The sequence below is a fragment of the Thioalkalivibrio sp. AKL17 genome (assembly GCF_000377885.1).
In the GTDB taxonomy this organism is placed as follows: Bacteria; Pseudomonadota; Gammaproteobacteria; order Ectothiorhodospirales; family Ectothiorhodospiraceae; genus Thioalkalivibrio; species Thioalkalivibrio halophilus.
The window spans coordinates 85,813-110,880 of the sequence record NZ_KB898766.1 but is presented as its reverse complement, the minus strand read 5'-3'; the positions used below and the strand labels follow the sequence as shown (position 1 = coordinate 110,880).

Genomic DNA, 25,068 nt, shown 5'->3' with positions numbered 1-25,068 from the left:
TACGCGTTTTGCCAGCACGGACCCGCAACCCTTGAAAGACACCCTGACCCAGGCCCTGGAAACCGCCCTCGCAACCCTCGTCGCCGACGGCCGCGTGCCGGCCGATCATGGCGTGTCGGTGGAGGTCAGCCGCGCGCGCGACCGCGAGCACGGCGACTTCGCCAGCAACCTCGCCATGCAGCTGGCCAAACCCGCGCGCAGCAAGCCGCGCGACCTGGCCGAGGCGCTCGCCGCCGCGCTGCCCGAGGTCCCCGGCCTGGCCAGCACCGAGATCGCCGGTCCCGGCTTCATCAACTTCCGCCTGGCCGCCGATGCGCGCACGCAGGTGCTGGGGCACATCGCGGAACAGGCCGGCGATTTCGGCCGCTCGAACGCCGGCGGCGGACGCCCGGTGCAGGTGGAATTCGTCTCCGCCAACCCCACCGGGCCGCTGCACGTGGGCCATGGCCGCGGGGCGGCGTTCGGTGCGACGGTCGCCGACCTGCTGGACTTCTCCGGCTACGACGTCACCCGCGAGTACTACGTCAACGACGCCGGGCGGCAGATGAACATCCTCGCGGTCAGCGTGTGGATGCGCTATCTGGAGCGCCACGGCGTGGAACTCCCGTTCCCGGCCAACGGCTACCGGGGCGACTACATCTACCCCGTCGCCGATACCCTGACCCGGCACATCGGCGACCGCGGCGTGCATCCGGCCGCGGACGTCACCCGTGACCTGCCGCCCGACGAGCCCGAAGGCGGCGACAAGGAGACCTACATCGACGCGCTGGTGACGCGCGCGCGGGACCTTCTGGGCGAGGCCCTGTGGGACGAATTCTTCGAGGGCGGCCTGAACGCCATCCTCGAGGACATCCGCGACGACCTGCGCGAGTTCGGGGTGGAATACCAGTGCTGGTTCTCCGAACGCAGCCTGGCCGACTCCGGCGCGATCGACGCCGCGGTGGAGGACCTGCAGGCGCGTGGCGCACTGTATGAACAGGACGGCGCGCTGTGGTTCCGCTCTACCGAATACGGCGACGACAAGGACCGCGTGGTGCGCCGCGAGAACGGCGACTACACCTACTTCGCCTCCGACATCGCCTACCACCGCGAGAAATTCCAGCGCGGCTTCGAGCGCGTCATCAACATCTGGGGCGCCGACCACCACGGCTACGTCCCGCGCGTGCGCGCCGCGCTGCAGGCCCTGGGCCTGGACCCCGGCCGCCTCGACGTGCTGCTGGTGCAGTTCGCGATCCTCTATCGCGGGGGCGAGCGCCTGCCGATGTCCACCCGCGCCGGGCAGTTCGTGACCCTGCGCGAACTGCGCGACGAGGTCGGCTCGGATGCCGCGCGCTTCTTCTACGTGCAGCGCCGCTGCGACCAGCACCTGGACTTCGACCTCGACCTGGCCAAGTCGCAGTCGAACGACAACCCGATGTACTACATCCAGTACGCCCACGCGCGCATCGCCAGCGTGCTGCGCACCGCGGGCGAACGCGGCCACCGGGCCGCCGCGGCACAGGCCGACGGCCTCGCCGAACGTCTCGTCGAGCCGCACGAGGACGAGCTGCTGGACCGCCTGGACCGCTTCCCCGAAGTGGTCGCGGCCGCCGCGCAGGCCTGCGAGCCGCACCAGATCGCCCAGTACCTGCGCGAACTGGCCGGCGGTTTCCACACCTATTACAACGCCGTGCCGTTCCTCAACGCCGGAGACGAAGAGCTGATCCGGGCCCGCCTGGCGCTGGTGACCGGCATCAAGCAGGTGCTGGGCAACGGCCTGCGCCTGCTGGGCGTGCACGCCCCGGAGCAGATGTAACCCCATGGCCCAGGCCCGCAAGGTACGCCGCAAGCCGGCACAAAAGAAAGAACGCGGTCCGCTGCCCGGCTGGATCTGGCTGCTGGCCGGCCTGCTGATCGGGCTGGGCGTGGCCGCAGTGCTGTACCTCCAGGGGGCGGATCGCCCCGACAGCCTGAGCGACTGGCTGAGCGAACGCGATCGCCCCGCGGCCGAACCGCGCCCGGAACCCGTGCCCGACCCCGCTTCCGAACCCGAGCCCGAGCGCGAGGAACCGCGCTTTCGCTATTACGAACTCCTGCCCGAGGACGAAGTGACGGTGCCCGATACGCCGGCCCGCGACGATGCGGATACGGCCGCCCCGCCCGCGCCGCTGGATGCACCGGATGCCGACGGGCCCGTGGTGCTGCAGACCGGCTCGTTCCGGCGCCCCGAGCAGGCCGACGAGATGCGTGCCCGCCTGACCCTGCTGGGCCTGTCTCCCGAAGTGCGGGAAGCCGAGATCGACGGCGACACCTGGTACCGCGTGTACCTCGGGCCGTACAGCGATCCGGACCGCACCCGCGAAGTCCTGGAACGGCTGCGCTCGGAAGGCATCGAGGCCCTGCGCCTGCGCGACCGGGGCTGACCATGGAGACCGGGGAGAGCGCCGCGCCGGATCTCGACGCGCTGTCCGCCGAAGTCGACGGTCTCCAGCGCATTGCCGAACGGCGCGACCTGCAGGACCTGCTCCGCCGCGCGCGACGCCGGCGCGACCGTGGCCAGGCGTTCGACCGCCTGGCCCGCAACCTGCAGCAGCGCCTCGCGACCGAACAGCAACGCGAGGCCGCGGCCGAGGCGCGTCGGCCGCAGCCGGTGTATACCGGGGATCTACCGGTGCACGCGGAACGCGACCGGATCATCGAGGCGATCCGCACCCACTCCGTGATCGTGCTCTCCGGCGAGACCGGCTCCGGCAAGACCACCCAGCTGCCCAAGCTGTGCCTGGAGGCCGGACGCGGTCGCGGCGGGCTGATCGGCCACACCCAGCCGCGGCGCATCGCCGCGCGCTCGGTGGCCGCACGCATCGCCGAGGAGCTGGGCACCCCGCTGGGCGAGGAGTCCGACGCCGCGGTGGGCTGCAAGGTCCGCTTCTCCGACCGCACCGGGCCGGACAACTTCGTCCGCCTGATGACCGACGGCATGCTGCTGGCCGAGATGGCCCACGACCCCGAGCTGCTCGCCTACGACACCGTCATCGTCGACGAGGCCCACGAACGCAGCCTCAACATCGACTTCCTGATGGGGGTCCTGCAGCGCCTGGTGCGCAAACGTCCGGAGCTGCGGGTAATCATCACCTCGGCCACCCTGGACCCGGAACGCCTGTCGCGCTTCTTCGACGACGCCCCGATGATCGACGTGCCCGGGCGCACCTATCCGGTCGAGCTGCGCTACCGCCCGCTGGAAGCGGACACCGCGGACGCGGGCGAGGACGATGACGGCGGCGAACGCGACCTGTTCACCGGCATCCGCGACGCGGTGCGCGAATGCCGCCGCGCCGGCCCCGGCGACATCCTGGTGTTCCTGCCGGGCGAACGCGAGATCCGCGATGCCCACCGCGCCCTGCGCGGCGAAGAGTCCGCGCCCGACACCGAGGTCCTGCCGCTGTACGCGCGGCTGTCGGCGCGCGAGCAGTCACGGGTGTTCCAGGCGCACTCGGGCCGGCGCATCGTGCTCGCCACCAACGTCGCCGAGACCGCACTGACGGTGCCCGGCATCCGCTACGTGATCGACTCCGGGCTGGCCCGGGTGTCGCGCTATTCGTGGCGCACGCGGGTGCAGCGGCTGAGCCTCGAACCGGTATCGCAGGCCGCCTGCGACCAGCGCGCCGGCCGCTGCGGACGCCTCGGGCCGGGGGTCTGCATCCGCCTGTTCTCCGAGGAGGACTACCAGCAGCGCCCGGCCTTCACCGACCCCGAGATCCAGCGCTCCAATCTGGCCTCGGTGATCCTGCAGATGGCTGCGCTGAAACTGGGCGACCCGCGGCGCTTCCCGTTCGTCGACCCGCCGGATTCGCGCCTGATCAAGGACGGCTACCGCCTGCTGGAGGAACTGGGCGCGGTGGATGCCGGCCACCGGCTGCAGGAGCGCGGCCGCCAGCTCTCGCGCATGCCGGTGGATCCGCGCCACGGGGCGATGCTGCTGGCCGGCGCGGACCATGGCTGCGTGACCGAGACCGCCACCATCGCCGCGTTCCTGTCCCTGCAGGACCCGCGCGAGCGCCCCGCCGACGCCACGCAGGCGGCCGACACCGCGCATGCCGAGTTCCGCGTCGAGGGCTCCGACTTCATGGGCATGCTGCGGCTGTGGCAGGCCTGGCACGACGCGCGCGAGGCACGCGGCTCGAACGCCCTGAAGCGCTGGTGCCGCGAGCACTTCCTCAACTTCATGCGCATGCGCGAGTGGCAGGAGCTGCGCAGCCAGCTGCTGCGCCTGGCACGCGACATGGAACTGCACCCGGGCCGCGCGACGGCCGAACCCGCGTCCGTCAAACCCGAGGCGGTGCACCGCGCCCTGCTGAGCGGGCTGGTCAGCCAGATCGGGCAGAAGACCGAACGCGGCGACTATCTCGGCGCGCGCAACCGCCGCTTCCAGATCCATCCGGGCTCGGTGCTGGCGAAGAAAAAGCCCAACTGGGTGGTCAGCGCGGAGATCGCCGAGACCACCCGGGTATATGCCCGCGAGAACGCGCGCATCGAACCCGACTGGCTCCTGGAGGTGGCGCCGCACCTGCTGCGCCATCATATCTTCGAGCCCCATTTCCAGCGCCGGAGCGGGCGCGTGGGCGCCTACGACCGCATCACCCTCTACGGTCTGGTGGTCGCGGCGAAAAAGCCGGTGGACTTCGCCCGCCACGACCCCGAGGAGGCCCGGCGCATCTTCATCCGCGAGGGACTGGTCGGCGGCCAGCTTCGCACCCGCTCGCGCGGCGTGCGCGCCAACCGCGAGGCGGTGGCCGCGATCACCGAGGAGGAGGCCCGCGGCCGGCGCCGCGACCTGCTGGCCGAGGAGGACCGGCTGTTCGAGTTCTACGCCGCGCGCATCCCGGAGGACGTGCGTGACGGCCCGTCGTTCGAACGCTGGGTGCGCAAACGCGAGCAGAAGGACCCCGACAGCCTGCGCATCGACCCCGCCGAGCTGCGCAACGACCCCGAAGAGTCCCTGCCGCAGGGCGCCTACCCCGACCACCTCGAACTGGAGGGCCTGCGCCTGCCGCTGCATTACCGCTTCGAGCCCGGGCAGGAAGACGACGGGGTGACCGTGGACGTCCCCGTGGCCGCACTCAACGCGGTGCCGGACTGGCTGGGCGACTGGCTGGTGCCGGGCCTGCTGGAGGAGCGGGTCACGGCACTGCTGAAGAGCCTGCCCAAGAGCCTGCGGCGCCAGTTCGTGCCGGCGCCGGACTTCGCCCGCGCCGCGCTGGCCCGGCTGGAGCACCGCCAGGGCCCGCTGCTGCCGGCGCTGGCGGAAGAACTGGAGCGCATGACCGGCACCGCCATCCCGCCCGATGCCTGGCGCCCGGACACGCTCGAACCGCACCTGATCCTGCGCTTTCGCATCCTCGACCCGGAGGGGCACGAGCTGACCGCCGGGCGCGACCTGCCGGCGCTCAAGGCCGAACTCGGCGGCACTGCGGAGGCCACCTTCGCCCCCGGCCCGACGGACGGCCCCCAGCGCGAGGGCATCACCGAATGGGACTTCGGCACGTTGCCGGAGAGCGTGGAGCACGAACACCAGGGCGCCCGCATGCGCGCCTTCCCGGTGCTGGTGGACCGCGGTGACAGCGTGTCGCTGGAACTGGAACCCGACCCCGCCGCGGCCGAGCGCCGCCATCGCGCCGGGCTGCGCCGGCTGTTCCTGCTGGCCCTGCGCCCGGCGGTGCGCGATCTCAAGCGCCAGCTGCCGGACATGGACCGTGCCAGCCTGCATTACGCCACGCTGGGACAAGGCCGGGGTGAAGGCATTGCCCTGCGCGACCAGGTGCTGGAGGCGGCGGCCGACCGGGTGTTCCTCGCCGACGCCCCGGAACAATGGCCGCGCGATGCCGAGGCCTTCGCCGAGCGACTGGAAACCGGGCGCGGCGAACTGGGCCCGACCGCGACCGAACTGGCGCGCCTGGCGGCCGACATCCTCGCCCGCTGGCACGACCTGCGCAGCCGGCTGCACGGCGATCTGCCACTGTCCTGGATCGAGGCGGCGCGCGACATCCGCGATCAGCTCGACGCCCTGGTCCCGCCGGACTTCCTGCTGAGCACCCCGCCCGACGTGCTGCCCGAGTTCCCGCGCTATCTGCAGGCCATCGACCGGCGCCTGGAGCGCCTGACCCGGGCCCCGGACAAGGACCGCGCCGGCCGGGTGGCGGTGGAACCGCTGTGGCAGAAGGCCCGCGACCTGCTGGAGCGCCGTCCCGACGACCCCGATGTCCTGGCCTTTCGCTATCGCATCGAGGAGTTCCGCGTATCGCAGTTCGCCCAGGAACTGGGCACCCGCGAAAAGGTCTCGGCACAGCGCCTGGAACGCGAGTACGACACGCTGATCAAACGCTTTGCCGGATCTTTGTAGGCAACGGGAGGGGAGCGCATGCATGTGGTGGTCATCGGAGCCGGCGTGATGGGGGTCACCACCGCGTGGTATCTGCGCGAGGCCGGATTCGATGTCACCCTCCTGGATGCCGCGACCGAACCGGCGGCCGGCGCCAGCCATGCCAACGGCGGCATGCTGCACGCCAGCCATGCCGAGCCCTGGAACACCCCCGGCGTCGGGCTCGATCTGCTGCGCTATCTGGGGCGCGAGGACTCCCCGCTGCTGATGCGCCCGCGCGCCCTGCCGGGACTGGCCGGCTGGGGCCTGCGTTTTCTGTGGCACAGCCGGCGTTTGGCCTTCCAGCGGCACTCCCGCGTCAATGCCCGGCTGGCCGCCTTCTCCCTGCGCGAGACCCGGCGCCTGAATCGGGAACTGGCCGGCTCCGGCCTGGACTTCGACTTCCGTGAATCCGGCATCCTCAAGGTCTTCCGCGACCCGCAGAGCCAGGCCCGCAACCGGCATGCGGCCGAGGCCATGCAGGACGAGGGCGTGCGATTCGAGGCCTGGGACACCGAGCAGGTGATCAACCGCGAACCGGCGCTGGCCGGGGTGCGCGACGAACTCTGCGGCGGGCTGTATTTCCCGGATGATGCCATCGGGGATGCGCGGCGCTTCACCACCGGCCTGCTCGAGCTGGCGCGGGACCGCGGCCTGCGCTATCGGCCCGCGACACGGGTGCGGCGGCTGCGCACTTTCCAGGGGCGAATCGACGCGATCGAGACCGATGAGGGACCCATCGCGGCCGATGCCTGCGTAGTCGCGAGCGGACACGAGGCCCCTGCGCTGCTGCGCCCGCTCGGGCTGCACCTGCCGGTGGCCCCGGTGAAGGGCTATTCCCTGAGCCTGCCGATGGATGCCGAACGGCGACTGAACCTGCCGCTGATCGACGACGCCAACAAGGTGGTCATGACCCCGCTGGGCGATCAGCTGCGGCTGGCCGGCACCGCCGAGTTCGCCGGCGCCGACGCCCGCATGGAACCCCGCCGGGCGGCGAACGTACTGGCCCAGTGCCGGCGCACGCTGACCACGCTGCCGGCGGAACTCGACCGCGAGACCATGGCCCCGTGGGCCGGGCTGCGCCCGATGAGCGATCGCGGTACGCCGATCCTGGGTCCCACGGCGGTACCGGGCCTGCATCTCAATACCGGCTCCGGGCACCTCGGCTGGACCTTTGCCTGCGGCGCGGCGGCGCTGGTGCGCGACGGGCTGCTGGGGCGGGCGCCCGAGGCCTCGCTGGAGGACTTCCGGCTCTGAGACGGGCGCGCGGGCCTCAGTCGCCGACCGGGGCGAATACCAGCCGCAGCCGCGCTCCACCCAGCTCCGGCGCCCGCTCGATCTCCAGCTGGCCGCCATGGTCGCTGACCAGGGTGTGGATGATGCTCAGTCCCAGCCCCTGCCCCGCCGCCTGTCCGTGCACATCTTCGCGCGTGTCGGCCCGCTGGCCGCGTTCGAGGACCCGCTCGCGATCGGCGGGCTCGATACCCGGCCCGTCGTCATCCACCGTCAGCACGGTTTCCCGCCCATCGCAGTGTGTGGTGATCCGCACCCGCGAGCGGGCGTGGCGCACCGCGTTGTCCAGCAGATTCCCCAGCAGTTCGAGCATCGCGCCCGAATCCATGCGCAGGGCACAGCCCTCCGCCAGATCGGTCTCCAGCGACACCCCCTGGTGCTCCGCCAGCCGCCGCAGGGCGCGGCAGGTGCGCTCGATCACCGGGGCCAGGGGCTCGGGCGTCTGGAACGGCACCGGGCCTACCCGCTGGGCCTGGTTGAGCTGGTGCTGGACCATCGCCTGCAGGCGGTCGACCTGGCGCCGCAGGTCCTCGTGATCGGGGGCGTGCCCTTCCAGATTCAGGCGCAGCGAGGCGATCGGGGTCTTGAGACTGTGGGCAAGATCCGCCAGTGCGTTCTGCTGGCGCACCAGACGCTCGCGCTCGAAGTCGATCAGGTCGTTGATGGAGCCGGTCAGCGCCCCGATCTCGCGCGGGTAGGGCCCCTCCAGATGCACCCGGTCACCGTGGCGCAGGGCATCCAGCTCCGCCCGTACCCGGCGCAGCGGCCTCAGCCCCCAGAACCACAGCGCCAGGATCAGGGCCACGATCAGCGACAGGGTCATGGTCAGCAGGCCCTGCCACAGGCTGTAGCGGTAGCTTTCAACCTGCTCGTCGAATGCGCTGCGATCCTCCAGCATCTGGAACACCAGCGGCACCGATTCGCCATCCAGCTGCCAGCGCACCGTCATGCTGTAGGCAAAGTATTCGTCGCGCGTCCAGTCATTCAGTTCGGTGGCCACCGCCGACGGCGAACGCCAGACGGTATCGCCGGTGGGCCCGAGGATGCGCGCGTACAGCCCGCCGCCGGGCAGCTGCAGCCGGCTCTCCGGCAGCATCTGCGGCACCCGCACGTCGTCTTCCGCGAGCACCTCGACCATGCCCATCAGCAGAAGCACCTGCGCCTCCAGCCGGGTTTCGGCCGCGTCCGCGGCATTGTCGCGAAAGGCGGTTTCCAGCACCCATGCGGTCAGCACCGAGAACAGCAGCACCACCGCCACCGCCACCAGCCCCATGCGCAGGAGCAACGGCGCGCGGGCGGCGCGATCGGCCAGGGAACGCTCGGCAAGGGCCATGGAGAGGCGTAATGTAACCGTTCAGGCGTCGGCCGAAGCGGCGTCGGGCTGCAGGGCGAAACGATAACCGCGGCCGCGCAGGGTCTCGATCACGCCCAGCCCGCCGTCCGGGTCCAGCTTGCGCCGCAGGCGCCCGATCAGAACCTCGATCACGTTGCTCTCGCGGTCGTCGTCGTGTTCGTAGAGATAGTCGGCCAGGGCGTCCTTGCTCAGCACCCGGCCGGGCTGGCGGGCCAGATGCAGCAGCAGGCGGTACTCGAAGGTGGTCAGGCTGACGCCCTCGCCGTTCAGCCACACGGCATCGGAGGCAGTGTCGATCACCAGCGGGCCAAAGCGCAGCGCCTCGTGCCCCGACTGCAGGCTGCGGCGCGCCAGCGCGCGCAGGCGCGCCACCAGCTCCTCCACGTGGAAGGGTTTGGTCAGGTAGTCGTCGGCGCCTGCCTCCAGACCCTCGACCTTGTCCTGCCAGCGGTCACGGGCGGTCAGCACCAGGATCGGCAGCCGCGGCTTGTGTTCGCGGGTCCGGCGGATCACGTCCAGGCCGTCCATCCCGGGCAGACCCAGGTCCACCACGGCAATGTCGCAGTTGTATTCGGCCAGCAGATACAGCCCGGTGTCGCCATCGGCGGCGGTGTCCACCCGGCAGCCCGATTCCTGCAGCTCTCCGGCCAGCTGGCCGCGCAGCGCCGAATCATCCTCCACCAGCACGATTCGCAGGTTCATCGCTGCACCTCCGTGCCCTGTTCGATCCGCAGCGTCCGGACCTCCTGATTCTCGGTCAGGATACGCACCACGAAGACCCGTACGCTGCCCTCGCCGTCATTTTCCCGGGCCGAAAGGATCCGCCCGGGATACAGCGCCTCCACCTGTTCGACCGCCTCGTCCAGCGTCCACACCGGGTTGCGATCCGCCCCGTCCTCGCGCGCACCGGCGCCCCCCGCCAGCAACAGGATCAGAAGGAACACCACGGGGGCAAGACGGGACATTCGAATTCCCCACACACTGGACAACATCAACAATCTCTCCCTGACTGAGTTCGACGGACGGTTGCAGTGCCAAGGGTATCCGCCTAGCCTGAACCGCATCTGAAATCCGCATGCGACACAGCCGAGCCACCATGTCCGAACCCAGCGATCTTCCCGTCGAACCACCGGCCGACCCCGAGGCCGAAATCCCCATCGAGGAGGAGGCCGGCCCCATCCGCTGGAGCGAGCTGATGCCCCATTTCGCCCGCGGTGTCGTGATTCGCGTGGCGCCCGAACTGGACCTGATCGAGGTGGCCCGTGCCTTCCGTGACGATGCCACCCACGAGGTCAGCGCGTGGCTGACCAGCGGCCAGGTGGCGCGCGCCTCCGACGAGGACGCCCGCCGCTGGACCGAGGCCGATCCGGTGTTCACCGCAATCGTGGCCGCCCCGTGGGTGCTGGCCCAGGAGCGGACGACGGCGCATTAGGCGGGTCGGCCCCAATCGGCCGGAGGGCCGGCCTCCTACCCCCCAGCCGCAGGAGGCCAGCCCTCTGGCCGATTGGGTTACCCCGCGGCCGACCCCGCGCGATCAACCCCCCATCGCCTCGGGGTCGAACCTCACCGCAATGCCGTCGTCGTGCACGCGCACAACCTGGGCACGGACCTTCGGTGGCTCGTCACCGTCCCCCAGCAGGCCGAACACCTGCAGCATCAGCTCGTCGTCCGACTCGAGCTCCAGCAAGCCCCTGAGGTCCGGTTTCTGCCCCTCCTCCCAGCGCAGGAAGGCCCCGCCACCGGAGATGTCATTGGTGGTCAGGGTCACCGGCTCGCCATCGCCCGCCGATACCACCACGTTGACCGTCATCGGTATCCGCGGATGACGTCGCCGCTCCTCGATCATGGTTCCATCCCCTTGCTGTCTTAGAAAACGCTAATCGAAAACGATTTTTTTTTGTGCTATACCGTCGAGGCAATGATCGACCCAAGGCGAGATCATGCGCAAGGCCGGGCACGAACCCGGCCGCGCCAATGAAGAGCCCGGATCGTCACACCGGGCCGGAGGATGAAGGCAGCGCATCACAGCTGTCGCCGCTAAAACAGCAAACCTTCAAGACGGAGGAGTCCGTAACAATGAAGAAATCGCGTCTTACTTTCGCGGGGCTGGTCGGGGCCGTGGCCCTTGCCATTCCGTTCGCGCAGGCCACGGCCGGCGACGAAATCACGCGTGGACAGCTGATGGCCGACACCTGCGTGAACTGCCACAGCGCCGCGTCCGCCGAGGCCGGGGGTGCCCCGGATCTCAGTAACTATCCCTCCAGCCTCATCGTCAGCCAGATGAAGGCGTTCCGCGATGGTGATCGCCCGGCCACGGTCATGGACCGTCATGCCACCGGCTACACCGATGAGGAAATCGAGGCCCTGGCCGCGTACTTCGGTCAGTGAACGGCCCAGAACACAAGAGAGGGAGAGACATCATGCAGGAATTTTCCCGCCGTAATTTCATCAAGGTCGTCGGCGCGGGGAGCGCCGTGGCCCTGACCGGCATCGGCTGTGCGCCGCACAAGACGCGTGGCGCCGACAAGGCCCATGTCGTCGTGGTCGGCGGTGGCTCCGGTGGCGCCACCGCCGCGAAATACCTGAAAAAGTATTCGCCGGAACTCAACGTCACCCTGGTCGAGCCCAACGCCCGCTATTACACCTGCTATGGCAGTAACTGGGTGCTGGGCGGCATCGTCGACATGGACTTCATCGAGCAGACCTACGGTGCGCTGGAAAGCCGCCACGGAGTCAAGGTGGTGCAGGACCGCGTGACCGCGGTGGACGCCGACGGCCGCAACGTCCGTCTCGCCAGTGGCGAGACCCTGCAGTACGACAAGCTGGTCATGTCCCCGGGCATCGACTTCCGCTATGACCGCACCGAGGGCATCAGCGAGGCCGACGCCGAGCGCATCCCGCACGCCTGGAAGGCCGGTGACCAGACCCGCATCCTGCGCCAGCAGCTGGAAGACATGCCCAATGGCGGCACGTTCGTGATGGTGGCCCCGCCGAACCCGTTCCGCTGCCCGCCCGGGCCGTACGAGCGCGTGTCGCTGATCGCGAACTACTTCAAGCAGGAGAAGCCCCGTTCCAAGATCATCATCCTTGACCAGAAGGACGGCTTCTCCAAGCAGGGCCTGTTCGAGGAAGGCTGGGAACAGGAATACGGCGACATGATCGAATGGCGCCCGGCCTCGGACGGCGGTCTGGTCGAGGAGATCGACGTGCGCAACATGACCGCGGTGACCGAAGCCGGTTTCGAACGGGTCGAGGCCGACGTGATGAACTTCATCCCGGCCCAGCACGCCAACCAGGTCATGCACGACGCCGGACTCACCAACGCGGAGGGCTGGTGCCCGGTGCGTCAAGACACCTTCAGGTCCGAACATGACGACAACATCTATGTGCTGGGCGACGCCTCCGTGGCCGGTGCGATGCCGAAGTCGGGCCACTCCGCCAACACCCAGGGCAAGATGGTCGCCGCGGCGATCAGCCACGAACTGGCCGGCCGCGACCCGGTCACCCCGACCGCGGTAAACACCTGCTACAGCCTGGTCACGCCGGACTACGGCATCAGCGTGGCGGCGGTGTACCAGTTCAAGGACGGCCAGATGGCCGGCGTGGAAGGCGCCGGTGGTGTCAGCCCGACGGGTGCATCCAGCCGCTTCCGCGAGCAGGAAGCTCAGTACACCCGCGGCTGGTACGCCGGCATTACCGCGGACATCTGGGGCTGACCGAAGCCTTTAGCCTCATCACACGAACGGGATGGACCCTGTTGACGGCGCCCTCCGGGGCGCCGTTTTTTTTGCGCCCCCTCCCGCCACCGCGCCTTCCTCAGGCGTTCAGATCGGGGATCAGGCGGCTGCGCAGCCGCGCAATGGTGTCCTTGAGCTGAAGCTTGCGCTTCTTCAGTCGGCGGATCTCGAGAAAATCCGGGGACGGCCCGGCGTGCATGGCGGCGATCGCCGAATCCAGCGCCCGGTGCTCCGCCTCCAGTTCCGTCAGTCGTGCGCGTATCTCGCTGTCGTATTCCACGTCCGCTCCCCGGGATCCAACTGGATCCAACGCCTCGCGTATCATCCCAGACCAGCCCGGTCAGGGCCACAGGCTCGCTCACCCGCAACTCCGGAGACCGCAACATGGCCGTACGCAACACGTCGCTGTCCATCCCCACGCCGCGCGGGATCCGGCTGAGCGGCGTCCTGGTGGAACCCGACGGCCCGCTGCGCGGCAAGGCCTGTATCGCCCACTGCTTTGCCTGCTCCAAGGACTTCCCCGCCACCGTGCGCCTGGCCCGCGCCTTGGCCGAAGAGGGCTACGCCACCCTGCGCTTTGATTTCGCCGGCCTTGGCGAATCCGATGGCGCGTTCGAGGACTCCACCCTCCAGACCGGCCGCGAAGACCTGGAAGCGGCACTGGACACCCTCGCCGCGCACCACCCGGACACGGAGCCCACCCTGCTGCTCGGCCACAGTTTTGGCGGGGCGCTGGCCATTCTCGTCGCTCCCGAACGCCCGGAGGTCGACGCCGTCGTCACCATCGCCGCACCCAGCCAACCGGGGCACGTGCGCCACCTGTTCCAGGATCATGCCGAAGAAATCGCGCGCGAGGGTCAGGCCCGGCTGATCATCGGGGGCCGTCCGGTCACCATCGGCCGCGCGCTGCTGGAGTCCATCGAGGAGCCCACGCTGGAAACGGCGCTGGCACAGCTCAACCGGCCGATCCTGCTGCTGCACGCCCCCGGAGATACCGTGGTCAACGTCGACCACGCCGGTTATATCTTCCGCATGGCGCAGCACCCGCGCAGCTTCGTCGCCCTCAACCGCGTCGACCACCTGCTCTCACGCCCGGAACACACCCGCTACGTCGCCGGCCTGATCCGCGCCTGGTCCGCCAACCTGACCGATTGACGCATCCACCGCCGGATCGCGCAGAGGGCTGCGCTCCTACGAGACCTCCCCCGGCCGCAGGAGGCCAGCCCTCTGGCCGATCGGGGCTTCCCCGGCGCCGGATCGCGCAGGGGGCTGCGCTCCTACGGAGCCCGCCCCGGCCGCAGGAGGCCAGCCCTCTGGCCGACCGGGGCTTCCCCGGCGCCGGATCGCGCAGGGGGCTGCGCTCCTACGGAGCCCGCCCCCGGCCGCAGGAGGCCAGCCCCCTGGCCGATCGGGGCTACCAGTAGCTCTCGGTGGTGAGATGCCCCGGCTTGCGCCGGCGGTTCTTCTCCAAACCCCGTTCGCGCAGCATCGACTGGGTTTCGGAGACCATGTCGGGGTTGCCGCAAAGCATCACCTGGGAGTGCTCCGGCGCAAAATCGATCCCCGCCTGCGCCTCCAGCTCGCCTTCCGACAGCGCCGTGGTAATGCGCCCCTGGATGGCACCGGGGTGCGCCTCGCGACTGACAAAGGGGATGTACTGAAACCGCTGCGCATCGCGCTCCGAAAAGCCCGTAATGGTGTCATGGTAGGTAAGCTCCTCGGCGTGGCGCACCGCATGCACCAGACGGATGTTCTCGAAGCGTTCCCAGGGCTCGTCGGTCTTCAGGATGGACAGGAACGGGCCGATGCCCGTACCCGTCGACAGCAGCCACAGATCGCGCCCGTCGGGGATCTCGTTCAGGGTGAAAAACCCCGTGGCGCGCGGCATCAGCTCCACCGTGTCGCCGGGTTCGAGCTGCACCAGGCGGTTGGACAACGGCCCGTCCGGCACGGTGATCATGTAGAAATCCAGCGGGCGCTCGTCCGGGGCGTTCACGTACGAGTACGGCCGCCCCACCAGTTCGCCGTCGATCTCCATGCGCAGACGGTTGAACTGCCCGGCCACGAACGGCTCCACGTCCGCATCGATGCGCAGCGAGAACAGGCGGTCGGTCCACTGCTTGCGTTCCTGCACGGTGCCGGTCACCCAGCCCATATTCCTGACTCCTGTACTTGGTTAAAGGCAAGCATGCGGGCCGCGCCCGGGCATTTCAAGCATCCCCGGGGCGGCCCCTATAATATCGTCCATCACTGAAAACCACAGACAGGAGCAAAACCGATGGCACGCACCCCCTCGCAGATGATCGAGCTGGGCACCGAAGCCCCCAACTTCCAGCTGCCCGATGTCGTCTCCGGCGAGACCATCAGCCTGGACAGCTTCCCCGACGCGAAGGGCTACATGATCGCGTTCATCTGCAACCACTGCCCCTTCGTGCAGCTCATCCGCCACGAGTTCGCGCGCTACGGGCGTGAATACACCGAAAAGGGCATCGCAGTGATCGCCATCAACTCCAACGACATCGAGGCCGTCCCCGAAGACGCCCCGGACGCGATGCGCGACGACGCCCGCCGCTTCGGCTACAAGTTCCCCTACTGCCTCGACGAAGACCAGTCCGTGGCCAGGGCCTACCAGGCCGCCTGCACTCCGGATCTGTACCTGTTCGACGCCGAGCGCAAGCTCTACTACCGCGGCCAGTTCGACAGCACCCGCCCCGGCAGCGACCAGCCCGTCACCGGCGAAGACCTGCGCAACGCCACCGACGCCCTGCTCGCCGGCCAGCCCGCGCCCGAGCCTCAGCACCCCAGCCTCGGCTGCAACATCAAGTGGAAGCCCGGCAACGAGCCCGCCTATTTCGCCTGAGGCCGGTCGACGAACGCCGCGATCGGCCAGAGGGCTGGCCTCCTGCGGGCCGGGGGCGCCTTGTGGGAGCGCAGCCCCCTGCGCGATCCGGCGCGGGGATGGCCCCGATCGGCCAGAGGGCTGGCCTCCTACGGCCGGGGGGCGGCTCCCGTAGGAGCGCAGCCCCCTGCGCGATGCGGCGCGGGGATGGCCCCGATCGGCCAGAGGGCTGGCCTCCTACGGCCGGGGGCGGCTCCCGTAGGAGCGCAGCCCCCTGCGCGATCCGGCGCGGGGATACACCCAATCGGCCAGAGGGCTGGCCTCCTGCGGCCGGGGGCGGCTCCCGTAGGAGCGCAGCCCCCTGCGCGATCCGGCGCGGGGATACACCCAATCGGCCAGGGAGCCGCCCCCGGCGCCCAAGGAAGGCCTGCCGCTATCCTTCGGGCGGGAATAGCCCCGGCATCAACTCAGGGGCCAGCGCTGCGGGCAGCGCCAGGCGCAAAGGGGCTCGGCTGCTGTCGGAGGCCAGAATTCCCTGTTTGACGAGCGCCGAGGTCACCCGGCGGGCCTGGCGCTCGCTCACATCGAGCAGCCCGGGCACGTCCGCCCTGGGCACCTCTCCCCGGTACAGCACCGCCTCGAGAAGGCGCCCCGACCTGCCCGGCAATTCATCCGCCCGCACCCTGTCTTCCGCCCAGCGCAGGATCCGCTCACGGAAGCGGCCGGGCTCCATCAGACGCTCCATGAACGCCACCTGGTCGATACAGACCTCCAGGAAAAAATCCACGAAATCCGCCAGGGCCGCTTCACTGAGCTGGCCACGGCCATCACGATCACCGCGGCGGGGTTCATCACATGCGGCAAGGAGCTGCTTGTAGCGGCCCTCGCTACGCGCCAGGCCTCGCGCCACGGACCAGACCCCGCCGCTGTTCAGGTGCTCCACCAGGATGGCATGGGACATCAAACGCGCGACGCGACCGTTACCGTCCAGAAACGGGTGAATCCACAACAGCCGGTGATGGGCACAAGCCGCGCCCAGCATTCGATCGGCCTGCCCGCCCCGCGAATAAGCCGCGTGAAACCGCTGCATGAACCGTTCCACGGCGCCCGGGCTGACCGGCACATGCCGTCCGATCCGGACATCGTGTGTTCGGTATGCACCGGGAAAGACCCGGAGATGCTGGCCCGTGTCGGGATCCTCAACCCACAGAAGATCGTCGGGGAGCCGCTCGCAGAAGCGCCGATGTAACTCGCACAGCCCCTCGGGCGCTGTCTCGCGCCCCTTCAGCCCTCCGGCGTCGATCCAGCTCTGAACGTGGATATGCGCCTCCGCCTCCAGTTGCAGGTCGCGCTGACGGGAATCCGGGCTGTAATCGCCGGCAAGCGCCCGCTCGATGGCCACAGGATGCGTGTAGTGGCCTTCGATCAGGTTGCTGTAATAGCAATTCATGGATCGCACCAGACCGGCCAGGGCCGATTCCACCCCCACCGGCAGGCGGGCGCGAAAGGCAGCGGCCTGCGCAACCAGATCCAGCACCCGATCGGTAAGCCGCCCCCGATGGGCGGACCCCTCCCCCACCACCAGGGGCTCCATCAGGGCAATGCGTTCACCTCGATCAATGACTGCGCTCATGGCCGGTTGGATGTCCTTTCACGCCATCTGCATGAGCCTCATCATATCAGCAATTTAATCTCAGCATGGCGTTCGTATTGAGCAAGCCATGACCGGATCGATGGCCGGATCCGTGGCCGGTTTGTGCTCGCCCGGGTCGAGGAAGTCGCGCCCCGCCGGTCAGTATCGCGGAGCAGTCCGGAAGCACGCCCCTGCGCGACGCAGCGCCGGGGACACCCCAATCGGCCAGAGGGCTGGCCTCCTGCGGCCGGGGGAGGGTCTCGTAGGAGCGCAGCCCCCTGCGCGATGCGGTGCGGGGACACCCCAATCGGCCAGAGGGCTGGCCTCCTACGGGCCGGCGTTCCCCCGTAGGAGCGCAGCCCCCTGCGCGATCCGACGCTATCGCGGAGCAATCCGGAAGCACGCCCCCGCGCGGACTGCGCGCGACCGGACTCGTAGTCAGGGCTGTGAGGAGGCCGTGTTACGCTTCGGCTCTGACCGGACAGGGAGTGTCGGCATGGTGGATCACCACGACAACAGCTACAAGCTCCTGTTTTCGCATCCCGAGATGGTGCGGGACCTGCTGACCGGTTTTGTCCGGGAGGACTGGGTGAGGGAGCTGGATTTCTCCACCCTGGAGAAGGTGAACGGGTCCTATGTGACCGACGAGCTGCGCGACCGCGAAGACGACATCGTCTGGCGCGTGCGCTGGGGCGGCGGCGCTGTTCCGGCTGGAGCACAACCGCAACGAGCAGGACCTGCTGGAAGTTCTGGGCCGTCTGGTGGAATGGCTGCGGTCTCCGGAGCAGACGGGATTGCGGCGCTCGTTCGTGGTGTGGATGCGCCGGGTGATGCTCCCGCATCGAGCACCGGGGATGGAACTGCCGCCGTTCAACGACCTTCAGGACTTGCACGAGGTACACGACATGCTGGCCGAACGGATCAAGCACTGGCCCGACCGGTGGATCGAGGAAGGGCGCCAGGAGGGGCGCGAGGAAGGGCGCCAGGAAGGACGCCGCGAAACCGCGCGCAATCTGATCCGGTCAACCGAGATGGACGACCGCGCGATCGCCGAGATTGTCGGGCTGACAATCGAGGAGGTGACCGGGCTGCGGGAAAATCCTCCGCAGTGATCCGCTCCGGTCCGGATTATCGGGCCTGGATCGATGCCGGACCGATATCGGTGCCTTGATCGCCGGGACGGCAACAAAACCGCGGTTCTGGTTAGGTGTGCAGCCCCCTGCGCGATCCAGCGCGCGGTCAATCACGCACGTAATACCCGTGTCGCGTCGGTCCCTGCGAATCGAAACAGTGCGAAATTCGGTTAAACAGCGCGCTGTCCCCGCGTTCGTGATGCCGATAGAGCGCATGGGCCACCAGATCCGCCAGCTGGATCAAACGCGACGCTCTCGAATCAAGGAACACCGGAACTTCGGCGTAGTTGTACGTCTTTCCCCAGGCGTGTCCGTAGTGCTTGAAATCTCGCGCCAGAGACTGAATCCGCTGCTCGGTCGAGGATTTATCCAGAAGGATCAGGCCCCGCTGAGGATCGCCGTGCCGGGCGTAACAGCGCTTCAGGAACAGATCGAACCGGCTGCAAAGTTGCTCGAAAAGGTGTTCCACAGGATCTTCGCCCGGAATCCCCGTCTTGCGCACGGCTCCGCCAAACAGGCGAACACCCTGAGGGTGGTGCCTCACCACAACATCCAGTGCATCCTCCATGGCCTGCGTCCGATCTTCACGAGAGACCCTGCGCCAGGCATTCTTGCCGCTGCGCATGGGAGAGCCATGGAGCTCGACACCGTGAGGATTTTGTGGATCGAACCGGGCCGCAATCGCGTTAAGCTCGTCCTCGAGGAAATGGGCCTTGCGCTCGAAGACACTCACGCCAGCCAGGACGAAGAAATCCTCGGCCGAATTCGCGACGCTCCCTGACTCATCCAGGTAAAGGAGATGCATGGCTTCCCTGCCCGCTCACAAAAAGGCCGCCCTGATGGCGGCCATTCAGAAATCTTGAGGGAGCCGAGGGAGTAACGGAACTCCAAACATTGCAGGATAAGGCAACGCTACCCGACTCGCATCTTGGATGCTGCGACCGGATCGTCCCAATGTCAACAGCCGGACACGGGAACGAGCGAGGAGTGCGAGCCTCAACGCGATGCGGCATCGCAGGATAACCCCAATCGGCCAGAGGGCTCGCCTCCCGCCGGGGGTGGGAGAACCTTCGCCAATCTTCGGGATCGATGATACATTGGTAAAACGAATCGTCGATCGACCAGGGTGCTAAAAATGAAAGCCCTCACCATCTCTCCGAAATATCAGGTCGTCATCCCCCGGGCGGTACGCGAGGCGCTGCATCTTCGTGCAGGCCAGAAGGTGCAGATTATTGCGTACGACGACCGTATCGAACTGATTCCCGAGCGGCGTATGAGCGAGATGCGGGGGTTCCTCAAGGGCATTGACCCTGATGTCCGGCGCGAGGGAGATCGCGTGTGAACGTGGTCGATTCGTCCGCGTGGCTGGAATACTTTGCCGACGGCCCCAATGCCGAAGTTTTTGCAGACGCCATCGAGACCACGCCAGAACTGATCGTCCCCACGATCAGCCTCTACGTAGTCTTCAAACGGGTACTCCAGCAACGAGGCGAGGCGGCAGCCTTGCAGGCGGCCGCATTGATGCAGCAGGGCGAACTCGTCGAACTCACGGGCCCCTTGGCCCTGTCCGCCGCCAGTCTCGGCAACCAGCATGGTCTCCCGCTCGCCGACAGCATCATCTACGCCACCGCGCGCGCCCATCAGGCCGACCTCTGGACCCAGGACGCCGATTTCGACGGGCTTCCAGCTGTTCACTACATCCCGAAGCCTTCCCCGTAGGAGGCCAGCCCTCTGGCCGATCGGGCCTGTCCAACACCCAAATCGGCGAGAGGGCTCGCCTCCTGCGGGCCGGGGGCGCCTTGTGGGAGCGCGTCCCCTGTGCGATGCGGCGCGATTTTGGGCGGGTGCGGCGGGGTCGTATACTCGCCGGACGTGTACGCAACCAGCGGTGCCGCATGCCCCCCAGCAATATCGTCGAAGGCCCTCGCGTAGCCACCTGGCATTGCCCCTCCTGCCGCGAATCGGTGCCGCGGCTGCTGCCCAACGGCAGCGCCAACCGCGTAACCCTGCCGCCCGAACGCACCATGCTGCCGGATGACGACATCCGCGCGGCCTGCGAACGGGTACAGGGGCTGCGCGCCCCGGAAGTGTGCTACGCCTGCGACCAGGCGTTCCAGGAACTGCTGGGCACGCTGGTGCGCCCGCCGGCCGAGGAAGGCGACGCCCGGGGCGAACCCGGGCTGAACGACACCGGCGTGGTCGGCGCCCTGGTCCCGCTGGCCGAACGCGGGACCCAGCTGCTCATCTTCAACGTGATCGCCGGCGAACTGCGCTGCACCGAGATCGAATACCTCACCGATTTCGACCCCGACCGCCTCACCTACCCCGGATCACGCGGGGCGATCGCCCCGCGGATCTGGGAACTGTACGAGCGACACTTGGCCGAACTGCATGCAGGCAGTGACTCACCCTCATAACACCTCAAGCACAGCGGACCAAGGCCGCCCCGCCAGCCCTCCCCAAACGTGACACTTTCAATGTGGCGAATGCGACATCAGTTAGCGTCGGAGCTTCTCGCGAGAGCTTCGGGTTGATGTGGCAGGCGCTGACGGTAATGCTTGATGGTAATGATCTCGATTTGCCCGGGCGACACGCGGTAAATGATCCGGTAAGGGCGCTCGAGCAACTCGCGCAAGTCGGCGCGACGATAATCGGGAACGGTTCGACCACTCAGGGGATGGTCGGGTAATTGACGAGTACGAGCAAGGAGGCGCTCGATCATCCGGGCGGCCGCTGCCGGATCCACGGAGCCGATGTGCGCATGCAGCTCCTCAAGGCACGCAAGCGCCTCGTCCGTCCAGTGAACCGCGCTCACCGCCGCAGGCCGAACCGCCGCTCCACCTCCACCTGCGGCATCACACGCCCGTCCTCACTATCGGCCAGCCCGCGTTCGATGGACGCATGCAGCTCCAGGCGATACACGACGTCCTCCCAACTGGCGGTGTCCGGAAGTTCGTCGATCAGGTCGTGTGCCTGCGCTTTGGGAGTCTTGGTTGCTTCCATGTTTCGCCTCGCCTCTCTAGCTAGCTCAGCCATTTTACACACAGTTGCTCGTCATCGGGAGTGAGCGCGTCGCCAACGCCGCAACACTTACCAAATACGCCTTTCCTGGAATCTGATCGCGAATCTGCGCGTAGCCACCTGGCATTGCCCCTCCTGCCGCGAATCGGTGCCGCGACTGCTGCCCAACGGCAGCGCCAACCGCGTGACCCTGCCGCCCGAACGCACCATGCTGCCGGATGACGACATCCGCGCGGCCTGCGAACGGGTACAGGGGCTGCGCGCCCCGGAGGTGTGCTACGCCTGCGACCAGGCGTTCCAGGAACTGCTGGGCACGCTGGTGCGCCCGCCGGCCGAGGAAGGAGACGCCCGGGGCGAACCCGGGCTGAACGACACCGGCGTGATCGGTGCCCTGGTCCCGCTGGCCGAGCGCGGGACCCAGCTTCTTATCTTCAACGTGATCGCCGGCGAACTACGCTGCACCGAGATCGAATACCTGACCGACTTCGACCCCGACCGCCTCACCTACCCCGGATCACGCGGGGCGATTGCCCCGCGGATCTGGGAGCTGTACGAACGACACCTTACGGAACTGCATTCACAGGGCGAAGCCGGCTACTGAGCCCCACCACCAATGCATAGCGTCCTAGTGGTGGTGGCAAGATCCCCAATCAGAAGCCGGGGCAGATCACGGCCCTGTCGCGCAACTCTTCGCCTGCTTCTTCCCGTTCCTCTTCGTCCATCCGCTCATCACACCAGAAACGGTAGAACTGCCCGGTATTCTTTGCCAACGGGTTGAGGGCTTCTTTCTCATCCTCATCGGCGTCAAACAGTCGAGTCAGCCATCCGATCCACCATTCGCGCTCGTCCCCCTCTTCTTCTGGCACGAACTCCGTCCAGAGATATTCCCGGAGTATTTCTTCCGTGTCTTCCAGACGCTCTGCCGCATCGTCCCAATCGCGTTGGCCGGACGGCAAACGGGTAAGCACAAAATGCTGCCCGAAATCCCTCAGGACCTCATAATCGTCTTCATCAATTTCGCGAGAAAAATTCCAGACATAATCATAATAGGGCTGGAACTCCTCCCTGTCGCTGTGCAGAGAATCGGCTTTCTTGCGCACTTCTGTCAGGAACGGCTCTGGAAATCCGGCCACTGTCTGGAACAGGGGCCCGACACCGTTCTCATCCACTTCATCCGGCAACCAATCCGGCCCGTCATCGAGTTCCCAATCGTCCCAATCGCTATCGCGAACGATCAGGGCGACCATCAACGGATCATTCATGCCGAGCCGGGCCCCTTCCCAGATCCCGCTCCCGCGATAAGCGCGCCGAATGCTGACCGACGGCTCGATCACCCACGGTTCGAGATCTCCGACCTCTTCTTCCCCGTGCTTACGCCAGTTAGGATCACCGACCGCGAACGCGTCAGCATCCTGGTCCGTGATATCCACCCCGGGTTCTCGGATCGCAATATTCCCGTACCAGCGAGGACCGATATAACAACGGTAAAAGAACATCTCAGGCACATCTTCTCCCGTACCCGGCGGCCGCTGAATATCGTTATTTACGCAGAACCCACCATCTGACACCGTTGCTCGTAGATCCTCGAAATTGAATTGATTCCTGTCTGCAATATCCACCACGATTCCAGAAATGGTACTGAAGCCCAGCGCCGAATCCACCTCCAGGAGGACCTGTTCATCGCCCCATCGATCTTCCGCGATGATTTGCTGGACATCGCCATCGTCACGAATTTCGAGATCCCTTTCGCCCCGGTCATCGGGGATATCTATGACATGGTGTTCAGGGTCAAGCGGTTCCCCCCCTTCACGGACTTCCCCTTGCGGTGAGGGGATATTACCGCCACCCGGCAACCGTCCGCGAGCCTGACTGAGACTCCTTACCGGGTCATCCCAGAACAAGATGCTCGACATCGTCACAGTCTCGGTGTCACCCCGCGCATTTTCCCAGCTCCCGGTGATGCGAACGGCTTGTGCCTGTCCACTCAGATCCAAATCGTCATCGTCAGCCACTACAAAATCGAAGTTCGCGTTCGTGCCGGTGAATTTCTCTCCCAACAGCTGCTGTGCCGTCTCGAAGTCCTCCGCAGAGAGAGAACCCCGAATCCTGTCCAGGCGCGATTCCATCACCTGGACGGCCTCCGCCCTGGCCTTCGAGTCACTGGTGGCCACCATGAGGTCTCCATAGAGCCGAGTAAGCCCCAGGATTCCAAACCCGATCACGGCCAGCGCCACAAGGGCCTCGAGCAGCGTGATCCCGCGTATCTTCCTGTCCGGATTTGAAGTCATCCTGGTCACCCCCCCTGGAGCGGTTGTCTGGTCATGGCCCGTGTTTGGGTCCACGGAGACTGGCTTCGGAAACAGCCGAAAGGCATCAATCCGGCGCATGGGTCCAGTCCCTCCATGTACCTGCCACGAGAGTACGAGCTCCCAAACGCCCGGCCGTCGACGCTGCGAGAGGATCGAAATAAAACTCCGGGGTGCCACCAAGTTCTGCATCATCCGGCACCTCCGTTCTCCCCTGAATCACAGCAGCCCCAAAGAATCTTGGATTACCCCCCGCATCAAGGTCACCCGTGACATACAGGACCCCATGAAAATCGTCGAAATTACCCCGCGTCTCTAGATTGCCATCCACGATAAGGAGGGCCGGGTTTTCCCGACTACCGAGGGTCCCTTCAAGACGGACGTCTCCGTCGATCCATATCGTCTGCCCCCACTCGTCCTCCCCGAACTCCATGGTATCCCCATCTGACTCGATGATCTGACTTTCCATGCTGGAGCGATAGTCCTCCAGGCTCATCCCCATAAAGGAGCGAAAGAATTCATCGCTACCAACACCAAAGTTATCGTCACGATCAATGACGTCGCGACCCAGAAGATCTCCTCGCGACTCTTGCACATAATCGCTGCGTTCATCGGGGACAGGGTCAGGATCGTCAGGATCGGCCGACGGACGGGGCTGCCCTTCCCCCCAAAGGTAACTGTTACCCTGACCGCCACCGGAGATTGAAAGGTCGCCACCCGACCGAATGGTGGTATCCGTGTAGGCATTGAACACCGCAGCGGTCCCGTCGATCGCCAGACCGCCCCGAGTGGTGAGCGGATTATCGGGCGGGTCTGCCATGGACGGCGACGACTGTACCCCCACGAACGATGCCCTGAGTCCCGCACGGTCGTCGCTCCAACCACAGGACAGAACAACGGTATCACGCAGGTTTGCATCCGAGTCTGCGCGATTCAGTATCAGGGTCGCATCAATCGCCGGGAATGCCGATGGAGTCGCGCCACAGAGAGACTCCGCGTCACGCGAGCCGGTGAAGCCCGATTTCACTTCGTCGGCCCCCGGGTCCAGGAACACCACGCGATAGGCATATTCATCTGACTCGTGAGAGAGCGCAGAAATGCCGCCCTCTTCGTCCGGTTCAGGCGGTCGATTATGCTCAGAGGCATAGTGTAGAGCGGCATCCACGCCGGCCTGCGATGCGTTGCTGCTTTGCTTCATCCTCAGCTCATTGGCCGACATTCGCTGCTCCAGCACTGCGGTCTGCGATGTAAAGATAATGACCAGCGTGATGGCGACCAGGATGACCACCGTAATCAACAGGGTGGCAAGGCCTTTCTGGGAAGCCCGCCGGGCCAGCCTGGAATTGTGCAATCTCATG

At 67.1% G+C, this 25,068-nt stretch carries 25 protein-coding genes and 1 pseudogene; 14 read left to right on the top strand and 12 right to left on the bottom strand.

Annotated features, from left to right (window positions below; translation table 11 throughout):
- Positions 1 to 31: 31 nt before the first annotated feature.
- Genes argS through D577_RS0106655 form a run of 4 tightly spaced genes read left to right on the top strand, consistent with a single transcriptional unit; the run spans position 32 to position 7,651 of the window.
- The gene (gene argS, locus D577_RS0106670) at positions 32 to 1,795 is read left to right on the top strand and encodes an arginine--tRNA ligase (RefSeq protein ID WP_018946749.1); all 1,764 of its coding nucleotides are present in this window, start codon (positions 32 to 34) and stop codon (positions 1,793 to 1,795) included.
- 4 nt (positions 1,796 to 1,799) lie between these two features.
- Entirely contained in the window at positions 1,800 to 2,402 is a 603-nt protein-coding gene (locus D577_RS0106665; protein ID WP_018946748.1) for an SPOR domain-containing protein, read from the top strand.
- Positions 2,403 to 2,404: 2 nt separating this feature from the next.
- Positions 2,405 to 6,376, top strand: a complete 3,972-nt coding sequence (gene hrpA / locus D577_RS0106660; protein WP_018946747.1) for an ATP-dependent RNA helicase HrpA — start codon at positions 2,405 to 2,407, stop codon at positions 6,374 to 6,376.
- An 18-nt stretch (positions 6,377 to 6,394) separates the two neighbouring features.
- On the top strand, positions 6,395 to 7,651 hold the full coding sequence (locus tag D577_RS0106655; protein WP_018946746.1) for an FAD-dependent oxidoreductase: 1,257 nt from the start codon (positions 6,395 to 6,397) through the stop codon (positions 7,649 to 7,651).
- Between the two features lie 16 nt (positions 7,652 to 7,667).
- Here the strand turns inward: D577_RS0106655 and D577_RS0106650 are convergent, their stop codons facing one another.
- Genes D577_RS0106650 through D577_RS0106640 form a run of 3 tightly spaced genes read right to left on the bottom strand, consistent with a single transcriptional unit; the run spans position 7,668 to position 10,006 of the window.
- Positions 7,668 to 9,020: an ATP-binding protein gene (locus D577_RS0106650; protein ID WP_018946745.1), complete on the bottom strand. Its 1,353-nt coding sequence runs from the start codon at positions 9,018 to 9,020 to the stop codon at positions 7,668 to 7,670.
- 21 nt (positions 9,021 to 9,041) lie between these two features.
- Positions 9,042 to 9,743: a response regulator transcription factor gene (locus tag D577_RS0106645; RefSeq protein ID WP_018946744.1), complete on the bottom strand. Its 702-nt coding sequence runs from the start codon at positions 9,741 to 9,743 to the stop codon at positions 9,042 to 9,044.
- The gene (locus D577_RS0106640) at positions 9,740 to 10,006 is read right to left on the bottom strand and encodes a hypothetical protein (protein ID WP_018869252.1); all 267 of its coding nucleotides are present in this window, start codon (positions 10,004 to 10,006) and stop codon (positions 9,740 to 9,742) included. Before D577_RS0106640 ends, D577_RS0106645 begins: the two co-directional genes overlap by 4 nt.
- Before the next feature lie 131 nt (positions 10,007 to 10,137).
- Here D577_RS0106640 and D577_RS0106635 point away from each other — a divergent pair, with 131 nt between their 5' ends.
- Complete coding sequence (locus D577_RS0106635) at positions 10,138 to 10,473, top strand: DUF2288 domain-containing protein (RefSeq protein WP_018946743.1); 336 nt, start codon at positions 10,138 to 10,140, stop codon at positions 10,471 to 10,473.
- A gap of 102 nt (positions 10,474 to 10,575) precedes the next feature.
- Here the strand turns inward: D577_RS0106635 and D577_RS0106630 are convergent, their stop codons facing one another.
- Positions 10,576 to 10,887, bottom strand: a complete 312-nt coding sequence (locus D577_RS0106630) for a PilZ domain-containing protein (RefSeq protein WP_026288946.1) — start codon at positions 10,885 to 10,887, stop codon at positions 10,576 to 10,578.
- Between the two features lie 230 nt (positions 10,888 to 11,117).
- Here D577_RS0106630 and D577_RS0106625 point away from each other — a divergent pair, with 230 nt between their 5' ends.
- Positions 11,118 to 11,429, top strand: coding sequence for a c-type cytochrome (locus tag D577_RS0106625; protein ID WP_018946741.1), 312 nt, complete (start codon positions 11,118 to 11,120; stop codon positions 11,427 to 11,429).
- Between the two features lie 32 nt (positions 11,430 to 11,461).
- Positions 11,462 to 12,757 (top strand): NAD(P)/FAD-dependent oxidoreductase, encoded by a 1,296-nt coding sequence (locus D577_RS0106620; protein ID WP_018946740.1) that lies wholly within the window; start codon positions 11,462 to 11,464, stop codon positions 12,755 to 12,757.
- 100 nt (positions 12,758 to 12,857) lie between these two features.
- Here D577_RS0106620 and D577_RS0106615 read toward each other — a convergent pair whose 3' ends face one another.
- Positions 12,858 to 13,058 (bottom strand): YdcH family protein, encoded by a 201-nt coding sequence (locus tag D577_RS0106615; RefSeq protein ID WP_018869247.1) that lies wholly within the window; start codon positions 13,056 to 13,058, stop codon positions 12,858 to 12,860.
- 104 nt (positions 13,059 to 13,162) lie between these two features.
- On the opposite strand from D577_RS0106615, the gene D577_RS0106610 reads away from it, so the two are divergent.
- Entirely contained in the window at positions 13,163 to 13,933 is a 771-nt protein-coding gene (locus D577_RS0106610; RefSeq protein WP_018946739.1) for a carboxylesterase, read from the top strand.
- Between the two features lie 259 nt (positions 13,934 to 14,192).
- Here the strand turns inward: D577_RS0106610 and D577_RS0106605 are convergent, their stop codons facing one another.
- Positions 14,193 to 14,933, bottom strand: coding sequence for a ferredoxin--NADP reductase (locus D577_RS0106605; protein ID WP_018946738.1), 741 nt, complete (start codon positions 14,931 to 14,933; stop codon positions 14,193 to 14,195).
- Positions 14,934 to 15,056: 123 nt separating this feature from the next.
- On the opposite strand from D577_RS0106605, the gene D577_RS0106600 reads away from it, so the two are divergent.
- Entirely contained in the window at positions 15,057 to 15,638 is a 582-nt protein-coding gene (locus D577_RS0106600; RefSeq protein WP_018946737.1) for a thioredoxin family protein, read from the top strand.
- 412 nt (positions 15,639 to 16,050) lie between these two features.
- On the opposite strand, the gene D577_RS0106595 is transcribed toward D577_RS0106600, so the two are convergent.
- The gene (locus tag D577_RS0106595; RefSeq protein ID WP_026288945.1) at positions 16,051 to 17,250 is read right to left on the bottom strand and encodes a Fic family protein; all 1,200 of its coding nucleotides are present in this window, start codon (positions 17,248 to 17,250) and stop codon (positions 16,051 to 16,053) included.
- Positions 17,251 to 17,746: 496 nt separating this feature from the next.
- Here D577_RS0106595 and D577_RS14005 point away from each other — a divergent pair.
- A pseudogene (locus D577_RS14005) lies at positions 17,747 to 18,362 on the top strand (Rpn family recombination-promoting nuclease/putative transposase).
- Positions 18,363 to 18,489: 127 nt separating this feature from the next.
- Here the strand turns inward: D577_RS14005 and D577_RS13630 are convergent.
- Positions 18,490 to 19,188: a DUF3800 domain-containing protein gene (locus D577_RS13630; protein ID WP_026288944.1), complete on the bottom strand. Its 699-nt coding sequence runs from the start codon at positions 19,186 to 19,188 to the stop codon at positions 18,490 to 18,492.
- A 330-nt stretch (positions 19,189 to 19,518) separates the two neighbouring features.
- On the opposite strand from D577_RS13630, the gene D577_RS0106575 reads away from it, so the two are divergent.
- The 3 genes from D577_RS0106575 (at position 19,519) to D577_RS0106560 (ending at position 20,800) form a co-directional block, all read left to right on the top strand.
- Entirely contained in the window at positions 19,519 to 19,725 is a 207-nt protein-coding gene (locus D577_RS0106575) for an AbrB/MazE/SpoVT family DNA-binding domain-containing protein (RefSeq protein ID WP_018946732.1), read from the top strand.
- Positions 19,722 to 20,102, top strand: a complete 381-nt coding sequence (locus D577_RS0106570; RefSeq protein ID WP_018946731.1) for a type II toxin-antitoxin system VapC family toxin — start codon at positions 19,722 to 19,724, stop codon at positions 20,100 to 20,102. Before D577_RS0106575 ends, D577_RS0106570 begins: the two co-directional genes overlap by 4 nt.
- 176 nt (positions 20,103 to 20,278) lie before the next feature.
- Positions 20,279 to 20,800 (top strand): hypothetical protein, encoded by a 522-nt coding sequence (locus tag D577_RS0106560; protein ID WP_026288943.1) that lies wholly within the window; start codon positions 20,279 to 20,281, stop codon positions 20,798 to 20,800.
- Positions 20,801 to 20,877: 77 nt separating this feature from the next.
- On the opposite strand, the gene D577_RS13620 is transcribed toward D577_RS0106560, so the two are convergent.
- The gene (locus tag D577_RS13620; protein WP_018946729.1) at positions 20,878 to 21,198 is read right to left on the bottom strand and encodes a type II toxin-antitoxin system RelE/ParE family toxin; all 321 of its coding nucleotides are present in this window, start codon (positions 21,196 to 21,198) and stop codon (positions 20,878 to 20,880) included.
- A complete protein-coding gene (locus tag D577_RS0106550; protein ID WP_018946728.1) occupies positions 21,195 to 21,386 on the bottom strand; it encodes a hypothetical protein in 192 nt (63 codons plus the stop codon). The genes D577_RS13620 and D577_RS0106550 overlap by 4 nt, the downstream gene beginning before the upstream one ends.
- Before the next feature lie 166 nt (positions 21,387 to 21,552).
- On the opposite strand from D577_RS0106550, the gene D577_RS0106545 reads away from it, so the two are divergent.
- Complete coding sequence (locus D577_RS0106545) at positions 21,553 to 22,005, top strand: hypothetical protein (RefSeq protein WP_018946727.1); 453 nt, start codon at positions 21,553 to 21,555, stop codon at positions 22,003 to 22,005.
- Between the two features lie 49 nt (positions 22,006 to 22,054).
- On the opposite strand, the gene D577_RS13615 is transcribed toward D577_RS0106545, so the two are convergent.
- Positions 22,055 to 23,692, bottom strand: coding sequence for a prepilin-type N-terminal cleavage/methylation domain-containing protein (locus tag D577_RS13615; RefSeq protein ID WP_155985562.1), 1,638 nt, complete (start codon positions 23,690 to 23,692; stop codon positions 22,055 to 22,057).
- An 85-nt stretch (positions 23,693 to 23,777) separates the two neighbouring features.
- A complete protein-coding gene (locus tag D577_RS0106535; protein ID WP_018946725.1) occupies positions 23,778 to 25,067 on the bottom strand; it encodes a pilus assembly PilX N-terminal domain-containing protein in 1,290 nt (429 codons plus the stop codon).
- Position 25,068: the final 1 nt, after the last annotated feature.